This is a genomic window from Hyphomonadaceae bacterium ML37 (assembly GCA_027627685.1).
Lineage (GTDB): Bacteria > Pseudomonadota > Alphaproteobacteria > Caulobacterales > Maricaulaceae > Oceanicaulis.
The window spans coordinates 2,884,622-2,899,894 of the sequence record CP091241.1; the positions used below are offsets into that span (position 1 = coordinate 2,884,622).

The window sequence follows — 15,273 nt, forward strand, 5'->3', positions numbered from 1 at the left end:
GTCATGGCCCGATTTGATTTGAGTGATGCGGAGTGGTCGATCATCGCGCCGCTCCTGCCGAACAAGCCGCGCGGTGTGCCGCGCACGGACGACCGGCGTGTGCTGAACGGGATTTTCTATATATTGCGGACGGGATCGCCCTGGCGCGATCTGCCGGAGCGCTACGGCCCGTACACGACGGTCTACAACCGCTTCAACCGGTGGGCCAAGGCGGGGGTATGGGTGAGTGTTTTCAATGCTCTGGCCGACCAGTCTCCAGAGTCGATGACCTTTATCGACAGCTCCATCATCCGCGCCCACCAGCACGCCGCAGGCGGAAAAAAGGGGGTCCGGATCACGCCATCGGTCTCTCTCGCGGGGGACTGAGCACCAAGATCCACGCCATCGTGGACGATCAGGGTCTGCCCATCCGCCTGGCCCTGTCTCAAGGCCAGGCTGGTGACAAGAGCGCCGGCGCCGAGCTGATATCCACCCTGCGCCGCGCCCGCCATGTGGTGGCCGACCGCGGCTACGACGCCCGCGCCCTTGTGGAGCAGATCGAAGCCATGGGCGCCACAGCTCACATCCCGACCCAGAAAAACTGCAAGGTCCAGCGATCGGTCGCGCCGCACATCTATCGCCAACGCAATCTCGTCGAGCGCTACTTCTGCAAACTCAAGCACTTCAGACGATGCGCCACACGATTCGAAAAGCTGGCCAGAAACTTCCTGGCCGCCATCGCACTCGCATCAGCAAGACTCTGGATCAGAGCTTATGAGTCCACGACCTAGTCGAGGGCGGCCAGCACCTCCTGCACGCTCACCCGGACCGCATAGCCACGATCCGACCCGAGCCCGCCTTCATGCCAGAACTTGCCCGCGACGCTGCCGTCCCGGCGTATGGCGATCGCCACCGGATAGGGCACGCCATGGGCGCGGTGGCGCGGCTCGGCATAAATCGGGTCACGCACGTCAAACGCGTCGATCACGGCGCTGTCCTCGTCCGACAACAGGGTCATCGTCAGCTCGCGCCGCGCGGCGGCGGCGGCCAAAGTCTCTACATTGTCGTAGGTTAGCACCGCCAGGCCCCAGCCCGCCGCCTCGAACGCCTCGACGGCCTCTTGCAGCTCGATCGTCTGGGCGATGCAGATCGGGCACCAGTCCAGCGACCGGTTGAAATAGATCACTGCGCCGCGCGGCCCGGAGATATCGGCCAGCGTGCGGGTCTGGCCGCTGGCGTCCGGCAGAGCGAAATCAGGCGCCTGCGCGCCGACCGCCGGGCCGAACGCCGCCGCCGCCTCGCTGGCGAGCATGGCCGGATCGGGATCGTTGGCGGCGAAGGCGGCGGGGGCCGCGAGAAAAACAACAAACGCGCACGCGAGCTTGCGAACGACAGTGCGGGTAATCATGGGACGGCCCTCCAGCGGGTCAGGATTGATGGGAGGCACTGTGCCGCGCCGTGCGGGCCAGAAAAAGGCGCCTCAGCGTGTTGTGAAGCCCATGTGATCGGCGCCTCACATCCCGGCCTGCCCCTTGCCCAGACAGGCCATGCGCGCCAGTCTGACCATCCGCTAAGCTGAGAGTCCCGCCATGCCCTTCGATCACGTATCCGGTTCCGGCGGCGCCCCGCGCAATGTGCTGGGCGGGCCGCTGGCCGATTGCAGCCATGACCCCAAGACCGGCTTCTACCGCGATGGCTGCTGCCATACCGGGCCGGAGGACCGCGGCGTCCACACGGTCTGCGCTGTGCTGACCGGGGATTTCCTGAAATTTTCCATGAGCCGGGGCAATGACCTGTCCACGCCGCGCCCTGAGTACGATTTTCCCGGCCTGCGCCCCGGCGACCGCTGGTGCCTGTGCGCGGCGCGGTGGCTGGAAGCGTACGAGGCCGGTTGCGCGCCCCGGGTCGATCTGGCGGCGACCCATGCCCGCACGCTGGCCATCGTGCCGCTGGAGGCGCTGACCGCTCACGCGGTGGATCGCCACTGACCCATCAACCACCGCGACCCGGAGCGATATCATGACCACGCCTGACTACGAGATCACCGAAACACGGTCCGGCTCGAAAGGCCGGTATGCCGCTCGCGCTGACGGCAAGCCCGAGGCGGAGCTGACGTTTTCCATCATGGATGAGCGCACCATCATCATCGACCACACCGGCGTCCCCGACGAATGGCGCGGCATGGGCGTGGGCAAGGCGATGGTGGAGCGGGCGGTGCTGGATGCCCGCGAACGCGGCGTGAAAATTGTTCCGCTCTGCCCCTTCGCCAAGGCCCAGATCCACCGTCATCCCGAATGGCAGGACGTGCTGGCGGGCTAGCACGGCGAACCAGTTATCAGGCGGCTTCCGGCCCGAACGGGCGTGACAGCAACGCCTCGATGGCGCCGTCCACATCCAGCGCGCCGGACAGGACGGCATCGACGGCGGCGCAGATCGGCATTCCCACGCCGGCGCGCTTTGCAAGCTGGGTGACGGCAGGCGCGGTGGCCACGCCTTCGGTGACAGCGTTGCGCGCCGCCATGATGTCGGCCAGCGCCTCGCCCCGGCCCAGCGCCAGCCCGCAGGACATGTTGCGCGATTGCGGCGAGGAGCAGGTGAGCACCAGATCGCCCAGCCCGCACAGCCCCGCCAGCGTCTCGCGCCGGGCGCCCAGCGCCACGCCCAGGCGGGTCATCTCGGCAAAACCACGCGCGATCAGGGCGGCATGGGCGGACCGGCCGAGCCCCTTGCCCTCGCTGATGCCGCAGGCGATGGCGAGCACGTTCTTCACCGCCCCGCCCGCCTCCGCGCCGATCAGGTCCGAGCTCCAATAGGGCCGGAAGGCCGGTGAGCCGATGGCCTCCATCAATTGCTGGCCCAGGCCTTCATCATCGCACGCCAGCGTCACCGCCGTAGGCAGGCCGCGCGCCACGTCGATGGCGAAGCTGGGGCCGGACAGGACGGCGGGCACGGCATGGGGAATGGTCTCGGCCAGCACCTGCGTCATCAGCGCCAGCGAGCCCTGCTCGATGCCCTTGGCGCACAAAAGCACCGGCGCGCCGTCCGGGATGTGAGAGGCGAACGCGGCGAGCGTGCGCCGTGCGTGCTGCGCTGGCGTGACCAGCAGATACGCGGCGCACCCAGCCAGAGCCTCGGGATCGGAGGTCGCGCGGATGCCGGAATTGAGCGCCACGCCTTTGAGGAAGGCGGTGTTCTCGCCGGTGGTGCGGATCGCGTCGGTCACTTCCGGCTCAAACGCCCAGAGCGTGACATCGCGCCCGGCGCTGGCGGCGGCCTGGGCCAGCGCCGTGCCCCAGGCGCCCGCGCCGATCACGCCGATGGATTGAAACCTGTTCATGCCCCCTCCCGTCACGCCTTGGGACCCTTACGGCCCGAGCCCGTCGCCGGGGCGAGCGCCGCTGCGTCGGCGTCCAGCGGCCAGCGCGCGCGCGCCGGCGCATCCAGCCCGTCCGTCAGCCCCAGCGCCAGACGCTCGGCGCCCGCCAGAGCGATCATGGCCGCATTATCTGTGCAGTATTTCAGCGGCGGCGCCACCAGGGTGAAGCCCCGCGCCCCGGCCTCTGCCGTCAGCGCGCTGCGCACCGTCTGGTTCGCCGCCACGCCGCCAGCGACCACCAGCGTACGCCCGGCTTCGGGCAGGCGGTCTGTAAACACGTCCATCGCCCGGCCTGTACGCTCGGCCAGATGGGCGGCGATGGCGCCCTGCACGGCGTGGGCGAGGTCGGCGCGGTCCGCTTCGTCTGGCGAATCCAGCCCGTCCCAGACCCGGCGCGCGGCAGTCTTGAGGCCGGCAAAAGAGAAATCGCATCCCGGCTTGCCGGTCAGCATGCGCGGCAGGGGGAATCGGCCCGGATCGCGGGCCTCGCGCGCGGCGCGTTCAACCGCCGGGCCGCCGGGAAAGCCAAGCCCCATGATCTTGGCGGTCTTGTCGAACGCCTCGCCCGCCGCGTCATCAATGGTGGACCCCAGCCGCGTCATCGCCCCGATGCCCTCCACGATCAGAAGCTGGGTATGGCCGCCGGAGACGAGGAGCAGGAGATAGGGGAAGTCCAGCCGCCCCGTCAGGCGCGGCGACAGGGCGTGGCCTTCGAGATGATTGACCGCCACCAGCGGAATGCCGGCGCCCAGCGCGATGCCCTTGGCAGTCATCAGCGCCGCCATGACCCCGCCAATCAGGCCCGGTCCGGCGGTGGCCGCCACCGCGTCAAGATCGCCCGGCGAGAGGCCGGCTTCCGTCAGGACCCGCGCCGCCAGACCGTCCATCCGCTCGGCATGGGCGCGCGCGGCGATCTCGGGCACCACCCCGCCATAGGGCGCATGGGCGTCGTTCTGACCGATCACGGCCTCGGCCAGAATCGTGATCGCACCATCGGGTTCGCGGCGCACAATGGAGGCGGCGGTATCGTCGCAGCTGGACTCAAGACCCAGCACGGTCAACGCCTTTTGCGGTGACGCGACGGGTTGCCCGAACGGAAAAGCATGGGATAACGCCATGACAGATCGTTAGCGCTGCGCGCGCCCGCACACAATGGGCGGCGCCGTTCAGGAGCGGCCATGCCTTTTGAACCCATGCCTATCGCCACGCGCACCTCGCCGCTGGCCCTCGCCCAGGCCTATAATCTGCAGGCCATATTGGGCCAGGCCGCCGGGGTGGAGGATTACGCGGCAGCGTTTCCAATCCTGGGCCTGTCCACGACCGGCGACCGGATCACCGACCGGGCGCTGCTGGCGGCGGGCGGAAAGGGCTTGTTCACCAAAGAGTTGGAGACCGCCCTGCTGGCCGGTGAAGCGCGCTTCGCCGTGCACTCCATGAAGGATGTTCCGACCCGCCTGCCGGAAGGATTGGCCATCGCCGCGATCCTGGAACGCGAGGACCCGCGCGACGTGCTCCTCGTCGCCAACGGCTCGGCCCAGCTCGCCGACCTGCCCCAAGGAGCCGTGCTCGGCACCGCCTCCATCCGGCGCCAGGCCCAGGCGCTGGCGGCGCGGCCTGACCTCAAAGTCACGCTTCTGCGCGGCAATGTGGATACGCGCCTGGGCAAGGTGCGCGATGGCGCCATTGACGCCACCTTCCTGGCGCGCGCCGGTCTGCGCCGGCTGGGGCGGGACGAGGCGAAGCTCACGCCCATCGACACCGGCGCCATGCTGCCTGCACCCGCCCAGGGCTGCGTCGGCGTGGAGATTCGCATGGGCGACGCGCAGGCTCAGGCCCTATGCGCCGCCATCCAGCATCACGACAGCGCGCTGGCCGCGGCGGCGGAACGCGGCGTGCTGGAAGCGCTGGACGGATCGTGCCGCACCCCCATCGCCGCCTACGCCCATATCGTAAACGGTGAAATCCGGCTGAGCGCGGAGGCGCTGTCCGAAGACGGCAAGCAGCGCTGGACCGGTTCCGGCTCGGCGCCGGCTATGGGTCTGGCCGAGGCCGCAGCTCTGGGACGCAGCGTGGGTGAGCACATCCGCGATGCAGGCGGCGCAGCGCTGGCCGCGATCATCGCCGGAACCGGATGAGATGACGGAAGCGCGCCCGGTGCTGGTCACGCGCGCTGAGCCCGGCGCCACGCTCACCTGCCAGCGGCTGGCGGCGCTGGGCTATCACGCGGTGAACGCCGCAACGGCGCAGATCGCGGCAACGGACGGCGCGCCGGACTGGACAGGCGCGGGCGCCGTGATCGTCACCAGCCCCAATGGCGCGGGTCAGTTGACGCGCCTGGGCGCGCCGCCATCTCTCAAAATCTTCGCCGTTGGCCCCGCCAGCGCCGCCGCAGCGCGCGCCGCCGGTCATGAGGACGTGGTCACCGGGTCGGGCGATGCGGCCGGCTTGCTCGACATCATCCTCAACGCGCCCGATCCGGGCTGCCTCATCCATGTGCGCGGTCGCGATCAGGCCTTTGATCTGTCCGGCGCCCTGACCGCCATGGGCCGCGACGCCCAGAGCCACGTCGCCTATGAGGCGCGCCCGGTGGACGCCCTGCCTGAGGCCGCCCTGCAGGCGCTCGGACCCGGCGCCGTGGTGCTGCTCCACTCGCCGCTCGGGACCGAAAGACTGTTGGCGCTGGTGGAGGCCGCAGGCCGGCTGTCAGCGCTTGGCGGCGCGCATATTCTGGCGATCTCCGACGCGGCCGCCGGGCCGCTGCGCCATTCGGGTGCAGGGCGCGTGACGGTAGCGCAACGACCTGATGAAGCGGCGCTGCTCGAAGCGCTCAGCACAATCCTTGCGCCGCGAGAAACCTGACATCGGGCGGTGGCGCGCAGGCGCGGCGCGGCTTAGACTCGAGCGCATTATGGATGACAGGCTGCTGACGAGGCAGGCGCGATGAGCGGGCGGACAAAGCCGAACGGCGATCCCGAACCGGTGGATGCCGAGTTCAAACCGGTGGATAGCGAACCCGAACCCCGCAAGGGATTGTCGCGGGCGCTGGCGATACTGCGCCTGACCGGATTTGTGGTCGCCGCCGCGCTGATTGGCGGCGCGGCCGGCTGGGTGCTGGTGCGCGCCATGCCGGCGCCGGCCCCGGATCTCACCGCGCTGGAAGCGCGCCTGGGCGCTCTGGAAACCGCTGAAATACCCCCGCCAGACCTGTCACGCATTGAGACGCGCCTGAGTGCGCTGGAGACCGAAGATCCGGGCGAAGCCCTGCGCGGGCAGGCGCTGGAACAGCTGGTGCGCGACGCCGCGGCCCTGCGCGATCGCGTGGACTCGCTGGAGGCTGTAGAGCCGCCGGAAGGCACCGATCTGACGGGGCTGGAGACGCGCATCGACGAGACGGCCAGCGACGCCGCCCGCCGCCTCGACGCCCTGGAGGCCCGGATCGCCGCGCTGGGAAGCGGTGAGGCGGGTGAAGGCGTCGATGTGTCCGCCGCTCTGGACCCGGTGCTGACCCGGCTCGATGCGCTGACCGACCGGATCGCCGCCGCAGAACGGGCCAATGACGAGGCGGCGCGACTTCAGTCCCGCCTCGATGCGGCGACCGGCCGCCTGGACGATCTGGACGCGCGTCTGGCGGAGGTGGAGGCTGCGCCAGACGCCGCCCCGCCCTCACCCGACGGGGCGCGCCGCGCCCTCGCCTATGCCGATCTGGCTTCGGCCGCGCGCGGATCAGCCCCCTTCGCCGTCGAGCTCGCTGAGCTGCGCCGCGCCTGGCCGGATGCGCCGGCAATGGGCGATCTGCGCGCCCATGCCCGCACCGGCGCGCCGTCGCGCGAACAACTGGCGGCCCAACTGCCTGATGACGAATTGCAGGCCGTCAGCGCGCAGACTGAAGTCTGGTTCGGCGTGCTGCGCATCGCCCGCAATACGCAAGGCCCGGGTCCCGGCGACGCTATTCGGGCGGCGCTGGACGATGGCGATCTGGAAGGCGCGGTGGCGGACGCCCGCGCCCTTGAGGATCCGGCCCGCGCGGTGATCGCAGACTGGCTGCAGGGCGCGGAAGCCCGCCTGCAGGTCGAGGCGGCGCTGAGCCAGGTGCGCGCCGCGCTGGATGATGAGGTGGCGCCATGATCCGCCTGATCGCCACCATTGCACTGTGCGTATTCACCGCGGCGCTCGCCGTCTTCCTGACTCTCAATCCGGGCGTGGTGCGCGTGGAGTTTCTGGGCGTTCAGGCCGAAGGGCCGTTCGCGCTGGCGATGGGCGTGCTGCTGCTCGCGACCTTCTTGCTGGTGGTCGCCTGGTGGCTGATCGCCAAGGTCTGGGGCGCGCCGGATGCGTTCCGCAAATTCCGTCAGCGCCGCAAGCGTGATCAGGGCTTCGATGCGCTGGAGCGCGCGCTGATCGCGTCCGCCGCAGGCCAGGGCGCGCTGGCGGTGCGTCAGGCGGCCCGGGCCGAGGCGTTGCTGGACCGGCCGGCCCTGTCGCGGCTCTTGTCGGCGCGCGCCGCCGAAGCCGACGGCGATCTGGCCAGCGCCCAGAGCCAGTATGAGGCCATGCTGGAGGATTCGCGCACCCGGCTGGTGGCCCGGCGGGGCCTCGCCTCTATCGCCGAAGCGCGCGGCGATGCGCTGGGCGTCATCACTCATGCCAGCGAGGCGTTCGAGACCTCCGGCCCGGCGCGCTGGGCCTATGACTCGCTTTTCGCCGCCCAGGTGAACGCCGCGCGCTGGCGCGAGGCGGAGACGACTTTGTCCGAAGGTGAAAAGCGCGGACTGGTGGAGAAGCTGCGCGCGGCGCGCACCCGCGCGGTACTCCTGACCGCCGAGGCGCGCCGCATGGAGGCCTCCGACCCCGAAGCGGCGGCCCGGCTGGCCGAGCGCGCCGCGGGCGCCTCGCCCGATTTCGCCCCCGCTGCGGAACTGGCCGGCAGGCTGCTGGCCGATCAGCGCCGTCACCGGCAGGCGGCGCAAATTCTGGAAACCTCCTGGACACGCGCGCCCCACCCGGCGCTGGCCCGGGCTCATGGCGCCTTGCGCAAATCCGACACCAAGGCCAAGCGGGCCGAGCGCCTGCGCGCCCTGGCCGCCCTCAATCCGGAGCATCGCGAAAGCCGCATCCTGCTGGCCGAAACGGCGCTGGATCAGGAAAATCGCGACGCCGCCCGCGACGCGCTCGCCAGCCTGACCGCCCAGCCGCCTGTCTCGGCGCGGGTCTGTGTACTGGCCGCCCGCGCCGCCCAGCTGGACGGCGACGCCGCCGGGGCGCGGCGCTGGATGACCCGCGCCGCCCATGCGCCCGGCGAAGCCGACTGGTCGGATATCGACGAGACCGGCGCCGCCTTCCCCTATACCGACGAGGACTGGAAGCGCATGGTGGACGCCTGGGGCCGGGAAAGCCGGCTGATCCACCCGCGCCATGAGCGCTATGAGATCGCCGCCGCCGCTGCGCCCGACAGCGCCCTGCTGGAAGCGCCGGCCAAACCGCGCGCTGCAAAACCGGGCGACAGCGCCGCCACGGACAGCTATCAGGCCCCGCGCGCGCCGGATGATCCCGGCGTTGAGGATGACGCCCGCAAGGACTGATGCCGCCCATGAGCCTGCTTGCACCGAAGAAACGCCTGCTGATCGGCGTCACCGGCGGGTCTGCCTCGGGCAAGACCGAGATCGCGCGCGCCGCCGCCCGCTCTGCCGCGCCCCTGTCGGCGCTGGTCATGGCCGAGGATGATTATTACGGCGACCACGGCGCCAAACCGGATTTCGAGCCGGCGGCGTTCAATTTTGACCATCCGGCCTCGCGCGACCATGCCCTGCTGGCGCGCCAGCTGGCGGCGCTCAAGGACGGCAAGCCGGTCAAGGCGCCGATCTATGACTTCACGATTCACCGCCGCCGCGCCGATACGCGCCGCATCGAACCGGCCGATGTGATCATCGTGGAAGGCATTCACCTGTTCTGCGATGCGCAGGTGCGCGACCTTTTCGACCTGCGCGTTTATGTGGATGCGCCCGATGATATCCGCCTGGCGCGCCGCCTCTTGCGCGACGTCAATGAGCGCGGCCGTACGCCCCAGTCGGTGGTCGGCCAGTATCTGCGCACCGTGCGCCCCATGCACCATGAATGGACCGCGCCGGGCCGCGAACACGCCCATCTGGTGATCCGCAATGACGCCGCCGCCGCGCGCCCCAGCGATCACCTGACCGCGTTCTTCGAAAGCCTGTCGCGCCCGGTCTGCGACGCCATCGCGCGGTTCCGGGACGAGCAAGGGTGAGGCTCAAAACAGCGGGGTATCGAGCGCTGAAACCGGGCTTCACTGCCCGCTTGCCCGTCCCGGCGTTCAAGGGTAGGTTCCGCCGTCGCTGAACCGGGCCACGCGCCGGGTCCAGAGCCGCTTTAGCTCAGCTGGTAGAGCAACGCATTCGTAATGCGTAGGTCGCGTGTTCGAGTCACGCAAGCGGCACCATTTTCCATTCTCCTTCGCTCCGCTCAGTCAATCCTCGTTGACGCTGCGGGCGGGCGTTCGCCCTTGCGAACCCTGCCGGTTCGAATTTGATCCGCCAGGCCCCACCATATCCTTTCACAACCCCCGCTGCCCCTGCCCGCTCCATCCGTCGTCAAATCGCTGTATTGTCCGAACCCGGAGCAGCTTAGCGGAGCGGACGTCAATGATGGCGGTTTTGACGCTTGCCGGCGGGATCGGATTGTTCCTGCTGGGCATGGGACTGCTCACCGACGGGTTGAAGATCGCCGCCGGCGGCGCGCTGCGCACCCTGTTGCAGACCTGGACGAAGTCGAGCGTGCGCGGGTTTGCGCTGGGCGTGCTGATCACAGCTGTGGTTCAATCGTCCAGCGCGGTGACCGTGGCCACGGTGGGCTTCGTCAATGCGCGCCTGTTGAGCCTGCGCCGGGCGGTATGGGTGATCCTGGGCACCAATGTGGGCACCACCATGACCGGCTGGCTGGTGGCGCTGGTCGGGGTGAAGGTGGATGTGGGCGCACTGGCCCTGCCGCTGATCGGGATCGGCATGGCGCTGGCGCTGGGCGCCGGCGAGCGGGCGCGCATCGCCGGATCGGGGCGGGCGCTGACCGGATTCGGCCTGTTTTTCCTCGGCGTCGGCGTGCTTCAGACCGGGTTTGGCGACCTGGCCCCGGCGCTGGCGTCGATTACCCCGGAAACCGCCAGCATTCTCTCGATTCTGGCCTTCGTGGCGCTGGGCGCGCTGGTCACGGTGCTGACCCAGTCGTCCAGCGCCGCCATCGCCATTGTGCTCACCGCCAGCGCCGGCCAGGCCTTCCCGCTTGAGTTCGCCGCCGCCGCCGTGATCGGCACCAATCTGGGCACCACCTCCACCGCCGTCTTCGCCGCGCTGGGCGCCGGCGCGCCCGCCCGCCGGGTGGCCAGCGCCCATATCGCGTTCAATGTGTTCGCCGCCCTGGTGGCGCTGGCAGCACTGCCGCTGCTCCTGACGGCCGCGCGTGAGCTGGCCGGGCTGGTGCTGGGTTCTGAGGACACGCCCGCAACGCTCGCCCTGTTCCACACCCTGTTCAATGTTACGGGCGTGGCGCTGGCCTGGCCGCTGGTGGGCCGGGCGGTGGCGTGGCTGTCGACCCGTTTCGTCACAGAAGACGAGACGCTGGCGCGGCCGGTCCATCTCGACCCCACCTCCCTGCCCGTGCCCAGCCTGGCGCTCAATGCGCTGGCCCAGGAGCTGGTGCGCATGACCGGCCTGACGCTCGACCTGGTGCGCGAGGCGGCAGGGCCCCAGCCCATGGCCAAGACCCGCCTGAAACTGCGCCGGGACGGGCTGATGCAGCTGGGCGAGCAGATCCGGGCGTTTCTGGCGCGCATGAATGCCTCAGCCCTACCCGGCAGCGTCACAGCGGCCGTGCCCGATCTGGTGCGCGCCCTGCAGCATCTGGAAGAACTGGCCATGCTGTCGGCCGAGATCGCGTCCGACACGGCGCCGCCCGGCCGGTTTGGCCAGAGCGAGGCGTGGACGGGCCTTCAGCACGCGCTGCACGCCGTCCTGGCGCTGGACGTGAGCAATCTCGACGAGGCCGGATTTGAGACGCGGGCCCGCAGCCTGGACCGCACGTTTCAGGCCGCCTATAGCGATGTGAAGGCTGAATTGCTCAATGGCGTCGCGTCGGGCGATCTGGCCGTCAGCGCAGTGGATCCGGCCCTGATGCATGCGCGCCGCATCCGGCAGATATGCGACACGGTGATCAAGGCCCATCGCCGTCTGCACCCGTGGCGACCCGCCCTGCCAGTTGTGGAGCCCGAGGCCGCCGATGCAGACACAGCCTCAGCCGAAAGCTGACCCGGCGCCGGACGGCGCGTTGCGGATCAGCCGGCTGTCGCGCACGGCGGCGCGGCGGTGGGGCACGGCCTCGGCCTGATAGAACGCGTCGGTGACCATTTCCAGAAACGCGGAGGCGCTGGGATAGGCGGCGATGAAGGCCAGGTCCCACTGCTCGGTTGAGGGTCCGATCAGCACGCAGCGCGGCGTCCCGCGCCAGAGGATGCGCCCGCCGACACGCTGAAACACCGGCGCGGAGGTCTCGCCATAGAGCCGGTAGGCGTCAGCGCCGCTGATCGCGCGCCCGTCGGGATAGGCGGCGCGGTCATGCAGGGCGATCAGATTGAGCATCTCCACCGGCTCGTCGCGCGGCAGGGCCTTGAACGCCTCAAAGGCCGCGCGTTCGGGATCGATATGGGTCATCGCAGGCCCCCTCAGCCTTCTTGCGGCGCCAGCACAAGCGCCACAGTGAGGCGCTCGTCCGGGCTTGACGCCTGACGGGCGCCCTCCGGCGCCGCCGGCGCCCGCTCGGCGCGTTCGGCGCTGGTCACGGCTTTAAGGTCCTCGACCGTATCGCCGATCAGATCGGTCAGCGCGCCCTCGCCAATCACCGTCAGCACCGTGACCGGCGTCTTCATGGACAGCTGGGCTTCGGACTTCACCTTGCGCGCCGCGCCCAGCACTTCGAGGAAGGCCTCGCCCTCAGTGCGGAAGGCGGCTTCGTCCGCCTGATCGGCCAGTTTCGGCCACATCCCGCAGGCATGCACCGTGCCCGCCTCCTCGCCATGGAAGATGGCGTGGAGCGCGTCGGTGACGTACGGAATGAACGGCGCAAACAGGCGGATCAGCGCGTCGCTGGCGTGCCACAGGGTCAGCACGGCCGAGCGCTCTTCATCGCTGGGGGCGCCCTCAAACCGGGTGCGGCGTTTCACGATCTCCAGATAATTGTCGCAGTAATCGCTCCAGAAGAAGCTTTCGATGGCGCGCTGGGCGGCGGCGTATTCATAGCTCTCGAACGCCTCGGACGCCTTGCGCACGGTCTCGGCGAGCTTGCCCATCAGCCAGACATCCATGGGATGGCTGATCAGGCCCGCCTCGATGTCGGCGCGCGGCGAAACCGGCTCCAGCGCCCCGTGCACCTCGGCTGCGCTGATCGCCATGTGGGCGAGTTTGGACGCGTTCCACAGCTTGGTGACCAGGCGCTTGCCCTGCTTGAGCGTATTGACTGACAGGGCCGTGTCCTGGCCCAGGCGCGAGGTCCCCGTCCAGTAGCGCACCGGGTCCGTCCCGTATTCGTCCAAGAGCTTGATCGGATCGGTCACATTGCCCTTGGACTTGGACATTTTCGATCCGTCGCCGGCCAGGCACCAGCCTGAAATGGCGATGTCGCTCCAGGGAGTCACGTTCTCATGATGGAGCGCCTTCACGATGGTGTAGAACGCCCAGGTGCGAATGATTTCATGGGCCTGCGGGCGCAGGGCCATGGGGAACTGGCGCTTGTGGCTCTCAAAGTCGAACGCGAAATCGGCATTGATCGACCGCGTGACCAGCTGGGGCGAGACCGACGAGGTCGCCCAGGTGTCCATCACATCGCGCTCGCCCTCCACCTCGTGGGGTTCGTAGCCACCTGGCGCCTGCAAGGTGGGGTCAACCGGCAGCTCGTCTTTCGACGCGACAATGATCTTGCCCTCTTCGCCGGGACGCTTGGAGTACCAGACCGGCAAAGGCACGCCGAAATGGCGCTGGCGGGAGATTGACCAGTCCCATTTCAGCCCCTCCACCCAGCTTTCAAAGCGCTGGCGCATATAGGCGGGACGCCAATTGATCTCCCGGCCCTTGGCCAGGATCTCGTCCTTGAAGTCCAGCGTGCGGATGAACCATTGCGGGGTCACGATGATTTCCAGCGGCGCGCCCGAGCGCTCGGCCGCCGGGATCACCTGCCGGGTCGGCTCCTGCTTCAACACCACGCCTGCGGCTTTGAGCATCTCAAGGATCATCTCCTTGGCCTTGGCTGCTTTCTGCCCGGCCAGCGCTGCCGTCACGTCGCGCGCGGCCTGCGGGTCCAGGCTCTGCCAGTCGCCAGTGCCGATGGGAAGCTCGGCGATCATCTTGCCAGCCTGATCGATCACCATGCGCAGCGGCAGTTTGTGGGTGCGCCACCACTGAATGTCCGTCACGTCGCCGAACGTGCAGCACATCACGATGCCGGTCCCCTTTTCAGGGTCGACGCTGGGCTCGGCGTAGATCTCCACCGGGACGCGGTAGAGCGGGCTGACAGCCCGCTTGCCGATCAGCTCACCGGCGCGCGGGTGATCGGGATGGATCATCAGCCCGCCGCACGCGCCAATGAGCTCGGGCCGCGTGGTGGCGATCACCACCGGTTCGCCGCCGCCCTCAGTTTCAAAGGCGATGTAGTTGAGCAGGCCGTCGCGCTCGATTTCGTCCACCTCGGCCTGGGCGATGGCGGTGCGGTCGGCCGGATCCCACAAGGTGGGCTCCAGGCGGCGCTCAAGAAGCCCTTTGCGGTACAGGTCCAGGAAGGACATCTGCGACACCGCCCGGCTTTCATCGGAGATGGTCTGGTATTCACGGCTCCAGTCCACGCTCAGCGCCAGGCGCGAGAACAGATCGCGGAATTGCTGCTCGTATTCGGGAATCACCTCGCGGCACAGCGCCACGAATTCATCGCGCGCCATGGTGCCGCCGCGCACCTTGCGCACCTTCTCCACCAGGCGCTCGGTAGGCAGGCCGTTATCGTCCCAGCCGATGGGATAGAGCACATTGCGCCCGCTCATCCGCATATAGCGCGCCGTGATGTCGGCCTGGGTGTAGGAATAGACATGGCCCACATGCAGATGGCCCGACACGGTCGGAGGCGGGGTGTCGATCACATAATCGGTGTCAGCCGGACGGGCCGGATCCCAGCGGAAGGCGTCATCCTGCGCCCAGCGCGCGCGCAGCGCGGCCTCATTGGCCTTGGCGTCATAGGAATCGGGAAACGGTTTCATGGGCGCAGGACCGTGATGTCTGGAGCGGCAGGGATTGGCTGGCGGTCTTAGACGATTTCGCGCCCGCGCAAAAGCGCGCGCCGCCCGCAAGCTCAGGCGAACAGGCGGCCATCGGTAGCGAAGATCATCGCCTCGTCCCGGAACGCCTTGAACTCTAGCGCATTGCCGCTGGGATCGGCGACAAACAACGTCTTCTGCTCGCCCGGCGATCCGGCGAAGCGCAGATAGGGTTCGACCAGAAAGGGCGCCGCCGCCGCTTTCAGCCGGGCGGCAAGCTCATCAAACAATTCCCAGTCCACGATCAGCCCGAAATGGCGCACCGGGATCGCCTGGCCATCCACCCCGCCCGCGCCCACCGGCGTACAGTCGCCGGGCGAGAGATGGGCCACCACCTGATGGCCCATCAGATCGAAATCGATCCAGGACTCGCTTTCGCGGCCCGTCGGACAGTTCAAAACGCCGGCATAGAAGGCGCGCGCCGCGGCCAGATCATGCACCGGGAAGGCGAGGTGAAAGCGCGGAAACCTTACCTCACCCGCCGCCACCGCCGCCGCCGCCGCCCATCTGTGCACTTATGTTGGCGCCACTAGCACCGCCACCGCCGCCACGGATAAAGTGT

At 69.0% G+C, this 15,273-nt stretch carries 15 protein-coding genes and 1 tRNA gene; 10 read left to right on the forward strand and 6 right to left on the reverse strand.

What is annotated here, in order from left to right:
* Positions 1-3 precede the first annotated feature (3 nt).
* A protein-coding gene (locus L2D01_14250) for an IS5 family transposase (protein ID WBQ10033.1) occupies positions 4-770 on the forward strand; the annotation gives its coding sequence in 2 pieces (ribosomal slippage) (positions 4-313 and positions 313-770; 768 coding nt in all).
* Here the strand turns inward: L2D01_14250 and L2D01_14255 are convergent.
* Positions 767-1,387 (reverse strand): peroxiredoxin family protein, encoded by a 621-nt coding sequence (locus L2D01_14255; GenBank protein ID WBQ10034.1) that lies wholly within the window; start codon positions 1,385-1,387, stop codon positions 767-769. The genes L2D01_14250 and L2D01_14255 overlap by 4 nt on opposite strands.
* A 181-nt stretch (positions 1,388-1,568) precedes the next feature.
* Here L2D01_14255 and L2D01_14260 point away from each other — a divergent pair, with 181 nt between their 5' ends.
* Complete coding sequence (locus tag L2D01_14260; GenBank protein WBQ10035.1) at positions 1,569-1,967, forward strand: DUF2237 domain-containing protein; 399 nt, start codon at positions 1,569-1,571, stop codon at positions 1,965-1,967.
* Positions 1,968-1,998: 31 nt separating this feature from the next.
* Positions 1,999-2,298: a GNAT family N-acetyltransferase gene (locus tag L2D01_14265; GenBank protein ID WBQ10036.1), complete on the forward strand. Its 300-nt coding sequence runs from the start codon at positions 1,999-2,001 to the stop codon at positions 2,296-2,298.
* 16 nt (positions 2,299-2,314) lie between these two features.
* Here L2D01_14265 and L2D01_14270 read toward each other — a convergent pair whose 3' ends face one another.
* Both L2D01_14270 and tsaD read right to left on the reverse strand, forming a co-directional pair.
* On the reverse strand, positions 2,315-3,316 hold the full coding sequence (locus tag L2D01_14270; GenBank protein WBQ10037.1) for an NAD(P)-dependent glycerol-3-phosphate dehydrogenase: 1,002 nt from the start codon (positions 3,314-3,316) through the stop codon (positions 2,315-2,317).
* A gap of 11 nt (positions 3,317-3,327) precedes the next feature.
* Positions 3,328-4,473 carry a tRNA (adenosine(37)-N6)-threonylcarbamoyltransferase complex transferase subunit TsaD gene (tsaD, locus tag L2D01_14275; protein ID WBQ10038.1) on the reverse strand — a complete coding sequence of 382 codons (1,146 nt, stop codon included), beginning with the start codon at positions 4,471-4,473 and terminating at the stop codon, positions 3,328-3,330.
* A 60-nt stretch (positions 4,474-4,533) separates the two neighbouring features.
* Here tsaD and hemC point away from each other — a divergent pair, with 60 nt between their 5' ends.
* The 7 genes from hemC to L2D01_14310 all read left to right on the forward strand — a co-directional run bounded on the left by hemC (position 4,534) and on the right by L2D01_14310 (position 11,667).
* Positions 4,534-5,490, forward strand: a complete 957-nt coding sequence (hemC, locus tag L2D01_14280) for a hydroxymethylbilane synthase (protein WBQ10039.1) — start codon at positions 4,534-4,536, stop codon at positions 5,488-5,490.
* A gap of 1 nt (position 5,491) precedes the next feature.
* On the forward strand, positions 5,492-6,214 hold the full coding sequence (locus L2D01_14285) for a uroporphyrinogen-III synthase (GenBank protein ID WBQ10040.1): 723 nt from the start codon (positions 5,492-5,494) through the stop codon (positions 6,212-6,214).
* A gap of 81 nt (positions 6,215-6,295) precedes the next feature.
* On the forward strand, positions 6,296-7,480 hold the full coding sequence (locus L2D01_14290; protein WBQ10041.1) for a hypothetical protein: 1,185 nt from the start codon (positions 6,296-6,298) through the stop codon (positions 7,478-7,480).
* A complete protein-coding gene (locus L2D01_14295) occupies positions 7,477-8,934 on the forward strand; it encodes a hypothetical protein (GenBank protein WBQ10042.1) in 1,458 nt (485 codons plus the stop codon). The genes L2D01_14290 and L2D01_14295 overlap by 4 nt, the downstream gene beginning before the upstream one ends.
* Before the next feature lie 8 nt (positions 8,935-8,942).
* Complete coding sequence (udk, locus tag L2D01_14300) at positions 8,943-9,617, forward strand: uridine kinase (protein ID WBQ10043.1); 675 nt, start codon at positions 8,943-8,945, stop codon at positions 9,615-9,617.
* Positions 9,618-9,733: 116 nt separating this feature from the next.
* Positions 9,734-9,809 (forward strand) — tRNA-Thr (locus L2D01_14305).
* A gap of 202 nt (positions 9,810-10,011) precedes the next feature.
* Complete coding sequence (locus L2D01_14310; protein WBQ10044.1) at positions 10,012-11,667, forward strand: Na/Pi symporter; 1,656 nt, start codon at positions 10,012-10,014, stop codon at positions 11,665-11,667.
* Here L2D01_14310 and L2D01_14315 read toward each other — a convergent pair.
* From L2D01_14315 to L2D01_14325, 3 genes are all read right to left on the reverse strand, one after another.
* Complete coding sequence (locus L2D01_14315) at positions 11,653-12,069, reverse strand: DUF1330 domain-containing protein (protein ID WBQ10045.1); 417 nt, start codon at positions 12,067-12,069, stop codon at positions 11,653-11,655. The two genes, L2D01_14310 and L2D01_14315, sit on opposite strands and share 15 nt — an antisense overlap.
* A gap of 11 nt (positions 12,070-12,080) precedes the next feature.
* Positions 12,081-14,654 carry a valine--tRNA ligase gene (locus L2D01_14320; protein ID WBQ10046.1) on the reverse strand — a complete coding sequence of 858 codons (2,574 nt, stop codon included), beginning with the start codon at positions 14,652-14,654 and terminating at the stop codon, positions 12,081-12,083.
* Between the two features lie 92 nt (positions 14,655-14,746).
* Positions 14,747-15,226, reverse strand: coding sequence for a glyoxalase (locus tag L2D01_14325; protein ID WBQ10047.1), 480 nt, complete (start codon positions 15,224-15,226; stop codon positions 14,747-14,749).
* Between the last annotated feature and the right edge of the window lie 47 nt (positions 15,227-15,273).